The sequence below is a fragment of the Lactobacillus sp. OTU4228 genome (assembly GCF_001006945.1).
GTDB lineage: Bacteria > Bacillota > Bacilli > Lactobacillales > Lactobacillaceae > Lactobacillus > Lactobacillus amylovorus.
Genome location: NZ_CDLD01000041.1, coordinates 50,044 through 63,002 on the forward strand (window position 1 = coordinate 50,044; position 12,959 = coordinate 63,002).

The following is a 12,959-nucleotide window of genomic DNA, read 5'->3' on the forward strand; positions in this document are numbered from 1 at the left end:
TTCGAAATAAGTGTCTGGGAAATACCTAATTCCTAGATACTTTTTTATTTATGAACTTTGAGTCTTTTAAATTAAGTAGACGATCCACGTTTTCCTCTATGACCGCTCTTCTCTTGCCATACATCATCCAAATAGTAAAAACTAGCGGGACGCCGACCATTAATATTTCCTGAATGTAATCACTAGCATATCCACTAAAGGTCCATCCAGCTGAATTCCAACCCGATTGTAAGTTAGCTAAATAATCCATTAAGAAATGATAGAGCATCGGCAACCATAATTTTCCTGTGTAAAGATAAAGCACAGCCCAAAGAAAGCCACTGCCCATGACACCAATTACTTGGGCAATAGTGGCGGAAAAAGTTTCACCGTTCCAGCCAACGTTACCGGCATGTGACAGACCAAATAAAATACCTGAAGCATACACAGTGATTGGAAGACGCCATTTACGGGCATATTTAAAGCCAGTTAGGAAGATTAAAATCATTAGGTAACGTTCAGTTTCTTCCAAAATTCCTGGTTCAATGGCAGAAGTTAAACTGGGTAAGGTAAAATATTTAGCTTGGATATCAGACGAAAAATAAAAAAAGGCTGTCCAAATTTGCTTATCAGTTACGCTAAAAGCGTTATAAAACAGATCAAGCGTTGCAAAAGCAAGCAATAAAATAAAAGTGGATATTTGAAAATTACGACTTTTAATAAATTTCAAATTTGGGTTAAAGTGACAGCCCCAGGCCTTACCTAAAAAACAAGCAATAATCAGTAAAGCAAGAGCGGCAATGACGCCTTGACCCGTAACTGAGTGCAAAAAACGCAAATTTCTACTTATTCTTAACGAAACGTCTGGTCCGTATTGCTGATCAAGAAAGTAAACAGCAAGTAACATGAGAAACCATTTCCTAAGATCACCAGCATAAAGGATTGCTAGAGGCAATAATAGAACAAGATAGGCAGCCCAGAGCAATAGCACCCAAAGTATTTCGAATTGCCGAAAATTAAATATTAAGTAGTTCCCAACTACTAGCCAGATAATTGTAAAATAACTACTAAATACTAATAGATTTAACCATCGTGTAATCTCAAAATTCAATTTGCTAGAATTATGGCGATTGAATTGTACATAGAAATTTAAGCCTACGATTAATATTAAAAACACTAGTTGAAAAATATTGCCGAAATTACGCTGTTTTTTGGTGATTAATTCTAAAACTGTTATGATTAAGGCAATTATTAGTTGTACATCAAAAATTTGTTGCCATCGTTTATGGGACAAAATTATATCATTCATGTTTTTCCTCCAATTTATAATTTATTATTATAATTCTACTTGAGGAAAAAAGACCGTTAATCGTTTTTTAAAGTAACAGATTAACGGTCTTTTTATTGCATTAAAGTTTACAAATGTAAATTTTAAGAGTATAGTTACAAATGTAAACGAAAGGAGGAAAAGATGGTTACTCTTCAAGAAAAAGAAAGCACAATTTCCAATAGTGAATGGGAAGTCATGCGTATTATATGGACTCTTGAACCGGTTAATTCAACTAAAGTAATTCAAGAATTGCAGGCTAAAAAAAATTGGTCTGAATCTACAATCAAGACTTTGCTTCGTCGTTTGGTTAAAAAGAATCTGCTAGAGCCCTCTAAGGAAGGCAGACACTTTGTTTACTCTTCTAAGATCAATCAAACGCAGGTAATGACAGAAGCCGCTGAAGAGCTTTTAAATCGCATGTGCGACATGCATAAAGGCGAAGTGCTCTTGCAGCTACTGGCTAACTCCCCTATTTCAAAAAGTGACCTAGAAAAAATAAAACAAGAAGTTACTGTAAAAGAAAAAAGTGCCCCTGACATGGTTCCTTGCAACTGTTTGCCAGATAAAGAGCACGTCTGCTAGGAGGAAAAGATATGGGTATTTCACAAATTATCACGTTGATCGTGGCCATCTTGCTGATCGGCTTCATTCTTTGGTGGTTCTTCGGTAAACACCAAGAAGCCGTCGGCACAGCCATAGTTGACCAAGGTACGCAAGAAGCAAACATCGTCGTTAAAGGTGGCTACTCCCCTTCAACCGTTGTGCTTAAGCAAGGCATACCTGCCAAGGTAAACTTCGATATGAATGATTCAACAGCATGTTTGTCTCACGTTGTTTTTGAACAACTTGGTGTTGATAAAGATTTAACTAAGCAAAAAATTACTACTATTGATATTCCCACTGACAAGAAAGGCACTTATAACTTTGCTTGTGGTATGGATATGTTTCATGGAAAGGTTGTTGTTAAATAATGAGTATTTTTTCAAAGAATCAAACTAAAAAAGTTGTCGTAAACGCAGAAAATCATGGTTACAAGCCTGATATTGTTACTTTCAAGCAAGGCAAGCCTGCTCAATTGAAGTTTATTTCTTCAGACAATATGGGATGTATGAACGAAGTCGTTTCAAAGGACTTAAACTTTGACGAAAAATTAGACGGTAAAAAAGAAGTTACTATTGATGTTCCAACCGACAAACCAGGTACTTACAACTACGCTTGCGGAATGGACATGTTCCATGGGAAGGTCGTCGTTAAGTAATGAAACTTTCAAACATTAAACGGTTTTGGATTTCATTTATCTTATCAATTCCAATGCTTATCCAAATGTTTGCCATGCCATTCCATTGGATGATGCCTGGCTACAATTGGATCGCATTTATAACAACAACGATTATTATGGCTATTTCAGCCGCTCCATACTGGAGTAGTGCCTGGGCCGCTTTCAAGCATCATAGCGCTAATATGAATACGCTGGTTGCTGTTGGTACTGCTGTTGCCTATTTCTACAGTATCTTCGCTATGTTCACCGGACATGAAGTTTACTTTGAAAGTGCCGCATTTGTAACGGTCTTCGTTCTTTTGGGCGACGCTATGGAAGAGAAGATGCATAATAACGCATCTAACGCTTTAGCTAAGTTGATTGACTTGCAAGCTAAGGACGCCGAAGTTGAACGTAACGGTGAATTCGTTAAGGTGCCACTTGATCAAGTTAAGGTTGGCGACATTATCCGCGTTAAGCCTGGTGAAAAGGTTCCAGTTGATGGTGTTATCGTCAACGGTTCAACTACTATTGATGAATCAATGGTTACCGGTGAAAGTATGCCAGTAACTAAGAAAAAAGGCGATGACGTTGTAGGTTCAACTATCAACACTAACGGTACATTTAATTTTAAAGCAACCAAAGTTGGTAGCGACACGATGCTTTCACAAATCGTTGATTTAGTTAAGAAGGCGCAAACTAGTCACGCCCCTATCCAAAACTTGACTGATAAAATCTCCAATATCTTCGTACCTGCTGTTTTAATTATTGCGATTATTACCTTCGTTATTTGGTACGTATTCTTGAACGCTCCATTAGTTACTGCATTGCTATTTGCAGTTTCTGTTGTAGTTATTGCTTGTCCTTGTGCCCTTGGACTTGCCACTCCTACTGCATTGATGGTTGGTACTGCACGTAGCGCTAAGATGGGCGTTTTAATCAAAAACGGTGAAGTTCTTGAAGAAGTTAGCGACCTTGATACTGTTGTCTTCGACAAGACCGGTACTATTACCGTTGGTAAGCCTCAAGTAACCGATGTTGTTGGTGATCAAAACAAGGTTTTGACTATTGCCGCAAGTTTGGAAGAAAACTCTGAACACCCACTTGCGACAGCTGTAGTTAAGAAAGCTAAGGAAGACAAAATTGCTTTAGCTCAAGTTAAAAACTTTGCTGCAATTGAAGGTAAAGGAGTTAGAGCCAGTTATGATGGTCAAACTGCTTTCGTAGGTAGTGACAGATTGCTTGAAGATATTTCCATTTCCCAGGAAATGAAAGATCAAGCCATTAAGTTGCAAAAAGAAGCTAAAACTGTTGTTTATGTTGGTTTAGGTCAAGAAATCATCGGTTTAATTGCTATTCAAGATGTTCCTAAGCCAAGTTCAAAGGCTGCTATTGCCGAGCTTAAGAAGCGTGGTTTAAAGACTATCATGCTTACTGGTGATAACCCTAATGTAGCTAACGCTATCGGTAAGGAAGTTAGCATTGATCAAGTTATCGCTGGCGTTTTGCCAACTGAAAAGGCTGCTGAAATTAAGAAGTTGCAAGATGAAGGTAGAAAGGTTGCCTTCGTAGGTGACGGTATCAATGATGCTCCTGCCTTGTCTACTGCTGATGTTGGTATTGCGATGGGTTCTGGTACAGATGTTGCTATTGAATCCGGTGGTATCGTCCTCGTTCAGAACGATTTAATGGGCGTTGTAAGAGCTTTGGACATTTCTAAGAAGACTTTCAACAGAATCAAATTAAACTTGTTCTGGGCCCTTATTTACAACACTATCGGCATCCCTATTGCCGCCGGCCTCTTCATGGGCTTAGGTTTGACCTTGAGTCCTGAACTTGCAGGTTTAGCAATGGCCTTCAGTTCCGTATCAGTTGTAACCAGCTCTCTTCTTTTAAACAAGACTAAAATTGCTGGTGAAGCAGCATAAAATATCTAAAAACGCATCCCTTGAGGATGCGTTTTTATTTTTCCTTTTTTTTTAGATATTCCGTAAACTCCGTATAATTAAATTAACAATTAAAGGAGTTTATTAAAATGTTGTCTCTTTTCTATTGGCTATTAGCCATCTTCCTCATCAATCTCGGAATTTTCATCTTTGTATTAACACATGAGCGTCGTTCAATGTGGGCTGGATTGACCCTAACTTCTGCCTTAATGTTTCTGGCTTTTCTAGCCGTCGATTTTCTAATTGTCGTCGACACTAGGCACCCTGAACAACATCACTTAATTTCCGGTTTTTTACTCTTAGTAGCCGTAGGCATCGCTTTGTTCATCTTTGCCTTCGTCTTTCTTTTAATTGCCATCTTTCTCTATAACGGCATCAAGATCTTAATCAAAGAAGGCACTAGATGGACTAACTTCCTGTCTCTAGGAACAGGTATCGTCATCATTTTACTAATTTTCGCCTACCCTGCTTTTGGTCGTTTCAATTCTACTCCTTGGTTCAGATTTATTTATCTATTTTTATCAATGAGCATTCTTTATTTAATCTTCATCATGATGATGTATACCCTGACTGCTTGGTTGAACCTCATTAATTTCAATATCAAGAAGCTAAACTACGTTGTCGTTCTAGGTGCAGGATTAATTGGCAAAAAAGTTACGCCACTTCTTGCCAGCCGAATCGATCGCGGAATTGAAATTTATCACAAAAATCCTGGCTCAAAATTGATCATGTCTGGCGGCCAAGGTCCCGATGAAGAAATTCCCGAAAACCACGCCATGGCCGCTTATGCGGAAGAACATGGCGTGCCCCAGTCTGACATCATCATTGAAGATCGTTCCAAGAAAACTAATCAAAACCTTAAGTTTTCACATCAACTGATGCAGCCTGACAGCACATTTTGTATCGTTACTAATTCGTATCACGTTTATAGAGCGCTTGTTTTGGCTAAGCGTCAAGGCTTAAAGTGTATTGGCTATGGTGCCAAGACCAAGTGGTATTTCACCTTAAACGCCTTTATTCGCGAATTTATTGCCTACCTAGTTATTACTAAAAGAATGCAATGCACTATCATTGGCTTCTTTGCCTTGATCAATATCGGCTTGGCATTTGTGTATTACGTCATTCGCCCATTATAAGCTATTAATTTTTAACAATAGTAATCTCTCGGCGATTGACCCTGATCTTATTTTCCTTTTCTAATAGCTTCAATTGTCTGCTCAAAGTTTCAGGACTGGTTCCTAAATAACTGGCTAAATCTTTCTTTTTCAAAGGGAGAGAAAATCTAGCTGAGCCCAACTTTTGACTTTGTTCAACCAGATAATCCATCAAGCGGTCTTTGGCATTCATCGAATTTCTTCGAATTGAATTCGTTTCTGCCGCTACCAGCTTTTCACCAAATGTATTAAGCAAATTGATGACTAAATCCGGCGTCTTTTTAAGCAAGTTTTGAAAATCATCACGATTAATTGAGCAGACATACGTATCTTGCAACGCCTGAATATAATTTTCATGATTTGGTTCTTTAAAAAGACTCTGCTGTCCAGCATAATCACCCTTATTGATTACGCCCAACACAGTTTCTTTGCCGTCTTCATTCAGGCTATAAATCTTGGCACTACCCTCATCCATGAAGATCATGCCTTCCTTACCGTCGCCTGGCTGACGAATAATTGTATTTCTTGGGAAATATTCCTGATGAGTTGAGATTGCTGCAATTTTCTTTAGGGCATCAGATGATAAGGATGAAAATAAATCTGCCCTACTGATACAAGCTACTGCCGAATGTTTTTTCATATTTCTTACTCCTAGAGAAAAAGCAGATTGCGTTTGCAACCTGCTTTTAATTTACTTATCTTTTTTCTTCTTTTTGTCTTTTGAATCTTTATTAAGCAATTCTTCTGGATCCTTGTGCTTTGGTGTCTTCTTTGGATCTGGAACTGTCGCAAAGCGATCAAGCATCTTTTGTAAATTGTTAGGGTTGTCAAATGTTAATCCCATAGAACATCTTCCTTTCGTTTGTCTAATTATATAAAAAACTTTTATTCACTGCCAACTTATTTACCCACGATTATCGAGGAATTTTTGCATCCTAATCATCTCTGAGCCGGCCAAATCAACGCTGATCACGTCCTCATAATCATGATCGCTGACATCACCTACAGCGTATTCAGTTGCAATTTTTAAATCAAAGCCATCATCATTATAAGATGAAATGAGTCCCAAACGGTCAGGATAATGATAAATTGAATCGCTAACCTTGATTATTTTGTCTTCTGGCCATTCTTCAATTACTTCAGGTATTGACCTAATCTCCCCCTGCAGATTAACAGAATGCTCCAAATGATCCGGATCAAAACTGCCATTTTCTTTTTGCCAATTAACTAGGTAGTTAAAGTAATTAAGTCTCTCAGATTCCTCAGTTAAATGGGCAATGTGATTACGTGCAATTACTGCAATGGATTCGACTTGACCCAAATCATTCAAGCTTTCAAGAATCATATTTTCATCATCATACTTAACGATTCTACCAATTGCAAAACTGCCAAATTGGTCATCAAAAGTATAATCAAAATAAATTTCTGCCAGTTCTAGATCATTGCCATAATCTTTATGTTGCTTCAGATAATGGATAAACAAGCGATTATCTATGCTGTTAATGTCGACACAGACAATATCAGCTAATGGGATGACGGTAGCGTATTGTTCTAGTGTCTGTTCATTCTTTTCAAGGATGCGTATTTCGTCTTTATCCAGCTGCGTGATCAGGCCAGTATAATTAATCCCTGTCTTGGTTTCAAACGTGATAAATAGCTGAGAATCGGCCACATTCAGTAAAAGATCATAAATATTGGTAAAGTCCCAATTAAGTACTTTTGTATTCAATTGTTTCATGTGAAACGGATCCTTAATATCAGCTAACGCGTAGTAATGCAGTGTTGGCGTATTATCTTCGATCTTGGCTACTTGATCTTCTTTAATAAAAACGACACCACCACGGTTACCATCTTGGTCAACTGATTCTAACGTTATCCAGCCATGATGCCGATCAATAATTTGACCAATATAATAAGAATTCGCATCAATAAAAGTGATGCTTTCATCTCCATCCAGATTATATTTTTCCTGATCCGCATTTAACGTGATCTGTACTAAATTATTCACCTTCATCCCTCTTTCCTACATAAGTTTAAGTATCTAATATAACCTATTTTTGTGCAAGAAAAAAGACGGCATGTACGTCTGCCGCCCTTATTTCAATTATCCATCAAGTTCAACGCCTTGCAGGTCTTTCATTTTACTATAAACACGACCTCGTTGACTTGAATCAAACTCCAAAACAAGCATATCGCCGCCACGAATAATCGTCTGACCCGTTGGGATAATTTCACCCCCATCACGGCGAATAGTTCTAACTCTAGTATCATCAGGCCACTTAATATCTGCGACCTTTTTATCAACTAATTTACTGCTCTCATAGACCGGCAGAACCATTTGATCGGCCTCGCCAGTATAGTTAGCCTTGCGATCGCTGCTAGTGTCCATAGCGGCTGCGAGAAGACCGTAAATCGGCTTGCCGCCAAGTAGTTCATCAACCAAAAGTGCAATAAACGCAACAACTGCTAATGGCATTAAGTGAAGCAACGAACCAACCATTTCGGTAATCAAAATAATTGCAGTAAATGGTGCCCGGATAATTGCAGCAAAATAGCCTGCCATTGAAAAGATGACCAGGTTAACTACCAAGCGTTGTGGTAATAATCCAAGTTGAACCATAAACATACCGTAAGTAGCACCAATCAAGGCACCCATCGTCAGAATTGGTAAGAAGATACCACTTGGTAAACCTGAATCATAAGCTACGATTGAAAAGACGATTCTCATTACGTAGTAAAAGGCCAAAAGTCCAACTAAGCCCCAACCTGTTTTGGTAATCATGTTAGGAAGTGACAAAATCAAGCGATTACCTGGACCAGTAATTAAAGGCCAGAAATAAGCGATTGGAATCAAAAGTGCTAAAGGAATAAGACCATGTAACCAACGTGGTAAAAAAGTGATTTTAGCATAGACCTTTTTTAGGCTAAATAAGCCCACCTTGTAGAGGTGACCCAATAGTCCCAATAAAACGCCCAAAATAATTAAATGCCAATAAAGATTAATTGGAAAAGAATAATTATATGGAATTGCCAATGCATGGTGCAAACCAAATAAGTTGGAAACCACAAAGTTTGAAGCAAGTGCACCAGCTAAAGCATTCATCCATACAAGAGGAGAAAAATTATGAAAGACTTCTTCTAAGACAAAGAGTGCGCCACTCAAAGGTGCACCAAATGCGGCAGATAAACCACTAGAAGCACCTGTAGCTAATAAAACTCTTGTATTAAGCTTATTTTGTTTAAAGCCTTCACCTACGCCTTGACCAATTGTAGAACCCAATTGCAAGGATGGACCCTCTGGTCCTAAAAATAGCCCAGTACCGATGACCAGGATTCCTCCGATTAGCTTACGCCATAAAATTGGAAACCATTGCAAAGTTAATTTACCTTGCAGCTGCAATTTTACTTCTGGAATACCAGATCCACCTACGTGCGGATATTGCTTAACAAAATAGCCAGCAATTACCGCTACTGCAATAAAGCCAACAATAATTGCAATAAACCACACTGGATTTTGGTGAGCTAATTGGAACAAATGCAACCAAAAAGCGGATGTTTGTTCAATACCAAATCTAAACAGTCCAACTACTATCCCAGTACAAACACCAACTACTAAAGCCTGCAATAGCAGCTTTATATTAGTTTGATTTCCCTCGTCTTTCATAGAATCCTCTCTTTAAAACCATAAAAATATACCGATACTTATTGTACAATAAAAAGCCAGTTAGAATATGTCTAACTGGCTTTTTTTGGTTTCACATGAAACCTAATTATTTTTCCTCGTACCATTCAGTGTGGAATGTACCCTTACGGTCATTTCTAAGGTAAGTGTGAGCACCGAAGTAATCACGTTGACCTTGGATCATGTTAGCTGGCAACTTAGGGTTAAAGATTGATTCCAAGTAGTTGAGTGCTGCACTCAAAGTTGGAGTTGGAACGCCAGCCTTGGTAGCAAATTCAACTGACCTTCTTAAAGCTGGAAGGTTGTCTTCCATTAACTTTCTGAAGTAGCCATCTTCAAACAAGTTAGTAAGTTCCTTCTTGTCTGAGTAAGCATCTTCAATATCCTTAAGCATTGCAGAACGAATGATACAGCCGGCTTCCCAACCTTGGGCAATTGACTTGTATCTAAGGTCCCAGTTGTAAGCTTTAGCAGCCATAGTTAATTCTTGGAAACCTTGAGCATATGCGACAGCTTGAGCTAATTGCAAAGTCTTACCGAATTCGTCAACTAAGTCTTCAGGGATTTCACCTTCATACTTAAATTCAGTTGGCTTAATGTCGCTTTCAAGTGCCAAATGAGTTTGTTTACTCATGAAACGTGCCATAACGGCTTCGGCAATAACTGTTACAGGTGCACCAAGAGCTACACCATCTTCAAGAGTCCAGTTACCAGTACCCTTGTATGAAGCAACGTTTAAAATGTGATCAATGATGTTGTCTGAAGTAAGATCATCCTTTTGCTTCAAAACCTTTGAAGTGATTTCACTTAAGTAAGCTTGTACCACGCTGTGGTTCCACTTATCAAAGATTTCTGACATTTCATCGTCACTCTTATGAGCAACATCACGGAGCAGGCTGTAAACTTCTGAGAATTCTTGCATGATGGCATATTCAATACCGTTGTGAACCATCTTTACGTAGTGACCTGCACCTTCAGGGCCCATGTAACTTACACAAGACTTACCTTCTTTGTTCTTAGCAGCAATGGCTTCAAGAATTGGAGCAACTTCCTTGTAAGCTTCTTCGTCACCACCTGGCATAAGAGCAGGACCATTTAAGGCACCTTCTTCACCACCGGAAACACCCATACCGATGAAGTGAATGCCATGCTTTTCCATTTCGTGGTAACGACGGTTAGTGTCGTGGTAGTTTGAGTTACCACCATCGATCACGATGTCGCCTTTATCCAAAAGTGGAAGCAACTTATGTAAGGTCTCATCAACTGGAGCACCAGCCATAATTTGGATCAAAATTTTACGTGGCTTTTCAAGTGAGTTAACAAATTCTTCCAATGTATAGCATGGCTTTAACTTGTCATCTTCATATTTTGCTAAAGCATCAATTTCAGGTTTATCAATTGAATAACCTGAAACTGAAAAGCCGTGATTTCTAACGTTTAAAGCAAGATTTTTGCCCATAACAGACAAACCGATAACGCCGAATTGTTGCATATCTTTATAACGTCCTCCATTTAATCAAAATTTATCAATTATTATTATACGTTTTAGTATAGAAAAAAGCGAAACGAAAAGGTCTAAAATTTTCGGTATGGTTAATAACTGTTTTATTATTGTCTAAAAATGTTTCACACACGTTTTTTGATTTCCCAGGAAATATTTCTTAGAAAATAAAAAAGGCGAGATTTTCATCTCGTCTTTTTATGGTTATTACTCAAATGAATTAGTGTTGTGAAGCACCGGAAACTGTATCAGGAGCAGTATCTTCTTCTGGTTCTGATTCTTCATGTTGAGATGCACCTGTTGCAGCGTCAGCTTCCAAGCCATACTTTTCAGCAAAGTAGCTGAATGGCTTCAAGTCTTCTGCTTCATACTTCTTAACGAATGCTGGATCATCCAGTGAATTCAATTCAGTTGAGTAAGGCATGTTGTGAGTGTATTTAACATCAATCAACATTGGGCCATCTATCTTCTTGAATTCGTCAACTGCTTCTTCGAATTCCTTCTTGGTGCGAACCACTACACCCTTAACATTCATACCTTCAGCAACCTTAGCCCAGTCGTTGTCTGGAAGTTTTACACCTGATAATGGTTGGTGAGATTCATCTACTTGTTCAGCTTCGATGTAGCCTAAAGTTTCGTTAGTAAATACTACGTTCAAGATATGCATGTTGTAGCGTGACATAGTCAAAAGTTCTTGGTTCATCATGGCAAAGCCACCATCACCAGCTAAGTTCCAAACTTCACGGTCTGGGTAAACTGTAGCTGCCATCAATGCGGCAGGAGCACCGTAACCCATAGTTGCGTGAAGGCCAGAAGTTGTCCACTTTTGATCATCGTGTAAGTTCAAAAGACGGCAAGAGTCAACGTTTACGTTACCTACATCGATAGCAAAGACAGCGTTGTCGTCAGCCTTCTTGTTGATAACATCCCATATTGGTTCTTGACGAACTGGCATCTCATCTGAGTTCTTGAAGCTGTCTTCCCATGCATCCCAGTTTTCACGGTCTGCAATAGCAGCCTTGTAAAGTGGTGATTCATTTCTTTCTTCACCAGCATCAATGATAGCGCGAAGTGCCTTCTTAGCATCTGCAAGCATTGATACATCAGTTGAGTGACGCTTACCAAACTTAGCAGGGTCAACATCAATTTGGATAACCTTAGCGTTCTTAGGGAACCATAATACTGAGAATGGTGAGTTATTGCCGACCCAAACAACTAAGTCAGTTGCCATTTGAACTTCTTGAGCTGCCTTAGGTCCGATACGGCCGATAGTACCCATGTATGCTGGGAACTTGTCTTCAACAACACCCTTGCCTAAGTATGATGACATAATAGGTGTCTTGAACTTTTCAGCGAATTCCTTAACTTCTTCGCCAGCATCCTTAGCACCTAAACCAATGTACATTGTTGGGTTCTTGGCTTCCCTCAAAAGCTTGACAGCTTCATCAACTGAAGTCTTAGTTGGTGCTGGGTAGTTTGGCTCTGGATGAGCATCCTTGTTTACACGGAAGTTATCCTCAATCTTTTGCCAACCGTAGTCCTTAGGAATGATTAAAACTGCAGGACCTTTTCTTGCGTAGGCTTGACGGATAGCTTCGTCAGTCAATACTGGAATAAGCTCTGGAGTCTTAGCTGAAGCGCACCAAACGCTAGCGTCTAAGAACCATTTATCTTCATCAAAGGCTTGGAAGAAGTCGATGTCTTGTTTGCTAGTTGGAACATTAGCTACGATGGCAAGCATTGGAGTCTTGTCAAACTTAGCGTCGTACAAGCCGTTGAATAAGTGGGCAGCACCAGGACCAGCTGAGCCAAAACATACACCCAATTTACCAGTAACTTTGTATTCAGATGAAGCAGCAAGTGCGCCAGCCTCTTCGTGACGAACTTCGATAAATTTCATCTTATCTCTGAAGTCGTAAATAGCATTCATGCTGGAGTCGAATGATCCACCTGGGAAACCATAGATATGATCAATTCCCCAGTCATAAATAACTTTAAGCATTGCATCAGAACCATTAATTTTAGTCATATAAGTGCATCTCCTTAGTTTCGTTTCTTTCATAATGTATTAAAACACATTTTTTCACATTTGCAAAACGTCAAAAGCAT

At 38.9% G+C, this 12,959-nt stretch carries 12 protein-coding genes; 5 read left to right on the forward strand and 7 right to left on the reverse strand.

Features of this window, described 5'->3' with window-relative positions; all coding sequences use genetic code 11:
- Positions 1–25: 25 nt before the first annotated feature.
- Positions 26–1,288 carry a CPBP family intramembrane glutamic endopeptidase gene (locus BN1206_RS09000; protein ID WP_052543279.1) on the reverse strand — a complete coding sequence of 421 codons (1,263 nt, stop codon included), beginning with the start codon at positions 1,286–1,288 and terminating at the stop codon, positions 26–28.
- Positions 1,289–1,450: 162 nt separating this feature from the next.
- On the opposite strand from BN1206_RS09000, the gene BN1206_RS09005 reads away from it, so the two are divergent.
- The 5 genes from BN1206_RS09005 to BN1206_RS09025 all read left to right on the forward strand — a co-directional run bounded on the left by BN1206_RS09005 (position 1,451) and on the right by BN1206_RS09025 (position 5,649).
- On the forward strand, positions 1,451–1,891 hold the full coding sequence (locus BN1206_RS09005) for a CopY/TcrY family copper transport repressor (protein ID WP_052543280.1): 441 nt from the start codon (positions 1,451–1,453) through the stop codon (positions 1,889–1,891).
- An 11-nt stretch (positions 1,892–1,902) separates the two neighbouring features.
- A complete protein-coding gene (locus BN1206_RS09010; RefSeq protein ID WP_013438804.1) occupies positions 1,903–2,280 on the forward strand; it encodes a cupredoxin domain-containing protein in 378 nt (125 codons plus the stop codon).
- Positions 2,280–2,567 (forward strand): cupredoxin domain-containing protein, encoded by a 288-nt coding sequence (locus BN1206_RS09015; RefSeq protein WP_013438805.1) that lies wholly within the window; start codon positions 2,280–2,282, stop codon positions 2,565–2,567. Before BN1206_RS09010 ends, BN1206_RS09015 begins: the two co-directional genes overlap by 1 nt.
- Positions 2,567–4,495: a copper-translocating P-type ATPase gene (locus tag BN1206_RS09020; RefSeq protein WP_052543281.1), complete on the forward strand. Its 1,929-nt coding sequence runs from the start codon at positions 2,567–2,569 to the stop codon at positions 4,493–4,495. Before BN1206_RS09015 ends, BN1206_RS09020 begins: the two co-directional genes overlap by 1 nt.
- Positions 4,496–4,602: 107 nt before the next feature.
- Positions 4,603–5,649 carry a YdcF family protein gene (locus BN1206_RS09025; RefSeq protein ID WP_052543282.1) on the forward strand — a complete coding sequence of 349 codons (1,047 nt, stop codon included), beginning with the start codon at positions 4,603–4,605 and terminating at the stop codon, positions 5,647–5,649.
- A gap of 4 nt (positions 5,650–5,653) precedes the next feature.
- Here BN1206_RS09025 and BN1206_RS09030 read toward each other — a convergent pair whose 3' ends face one another.
- From BN1206_RS09030 to spxB, 6 genes are all read right to left on the reverse strand, one after another.
- Positions 5,654–6,307 carry a Crp/Fnr family transcriptional regulator gene (locus BN1206_RS09030; protein WP_014566268.1) on the reverse strand — a complete coding sequence of 218 codons (654 nt, stop codon included), beginning with the start codon at positions 6,305–6,307 and terminating at the stop codon, positions 5,654–5,656.
- 51 nt (positions 6,308–6,358) lie between these two features.
- Positions 6,359–6,511, reverse strand: a complete 153-nt coding sequence (locus tag BN1206_RS09825) for an SPJ_0845 family protein (RefSeq protein ID WP_013438808.1) — start codon at positions 6,509–6,511, stop codon at positions 6,359–6,361.
- Positions 6,512–6,571: 60 nt separating this feature from the next.
- Positions 6,572–7,675 (reverse strand): hypothetical protein, encoded by a 1,104-nt coding sequence (locus BN1206_RS09035; RefSeq protein WP_013642613.1) that lies wholly within the window; start codon positions 7,673–7,675, stop codon positions 6,572–6,574.
- A gap of 96 nt (positions 7,676–7,771) precedes the next feature.
- Positions 7,772–9,331, reverse strand: a complete 1,560-nt coding sequence (locus tag BN1206_RS09040; RefSeq protein WP_014566270.1) for a ClC family H(+)/Cl(-) exchange transporter — start codon at positions 9,329–9,331, stop codon at positions 7,772–7,774.
- Positions 9,332–9,437: 106 nt separating this feature from the next.
- Positions 9,438–10,841, reverse strand: a complete 1,404-nt coding sequence (gene gndA, locus BN1206_RS09045) for an NADP-dependent phosphogluconate dehydrogenase (RefSeq protein WP_052543283.1) — start codon at positions 10,839–10,841, stop codon at positions 9,438–9,440.
- Between the two features lie 229 nt (positions 10,842–11,070).
- Positions 11,071–12,879, reverse strand: coding sequence for a pyruvate oxidase (gene spxB / locus BN1206_RS09050; protein ID WP_052543284.1), 1,809 nt, complete (start codon positions 12,877–12,879; stop codon positions 11,071–11,073).
- Positions 12,880–12,959: the final 80 nt, after the last annotated feature.

Excerpts from the sequence above, each read along its gene's own strand:
- BN1206_RS09000 (WP_052543279.1), bottom strand. The coding sequence starts at position 1,288 with ATGAATGATATAATTTTGTCCCATAAACGATGGCAACAAATTTTTGAT.
- BN1206_RS09005 (WP_052543280.1), top strand. The coding sequence starts at position 1,451 with ATGGTTACTCTTCAAGAAAAAGAAAGCACAATTTCCAATAGTGAATGG.
- BN1206_RS09010 (WP_013438804.1), top strand. The coding sequence starts at position 1,903 with ATGGGTATTTCACAAATTATCACGTTGATCGTGGCCATCTTGCTGATC.
- BN1206_RS09015 (WP_013438805.1), top strand. The coding sequence starts at position 2,280 with ATGAGTATTTTTTCAAAGAATCAAACTAAAAAAGTTGTCGTAAACGCA.
- BN1206_RS09020 (WP_052543281.1), top strand. The coding sequence starts at position 2,567 with ATGAAACTTTCAAACATTAAACGGTTTTGGATTTCATTTATCTTATCA.
- BN1206_RS09025 (WP_052543282.1), top strand. The coding sequence starts at position 4,603 with ATGTTGTCTCTTTTCTATTGGCTATTAGCCATCTTCCTCATCAATCTC.
- BN1206_RS09030 (WP_014566268.1), bottom strand. The coding sequence starts at position 6,307 with ATGAAAAAACATTCGGCAGTAGCTTGTATCAGTAGGGCAGATTTATTT.
- BN1206_RS09825 (WP_013438808.1), bottom strand. The coding sequence starts at position 6,511 with ATGGGATTAACATTTGACAACCCTAACAATTTACAAAAGATGCTTGAT.
- BN1206_RS09040 (WP_014566270.1), bottom strand. The coding sequence starts at position 9,331 with ATGAAAGACGAGGGAAATCAAACTAATATAAAGCTGCTATTGCAGGCT.
- gndA (WP_052543283.1), bottom strand. The coding sequence starts at position 10,841 with ATGCAACAATTCGGCGTTATCGGTTTGTCTGTTATGGGCAAAAATCTT.
- spxB (WP_052543284.1), bottom strand. The coding sequence starts at position 12,879 with ATGACTAAAATTAATGGTTCTGATGCAATGCTTAAAGTTATTTATGAC.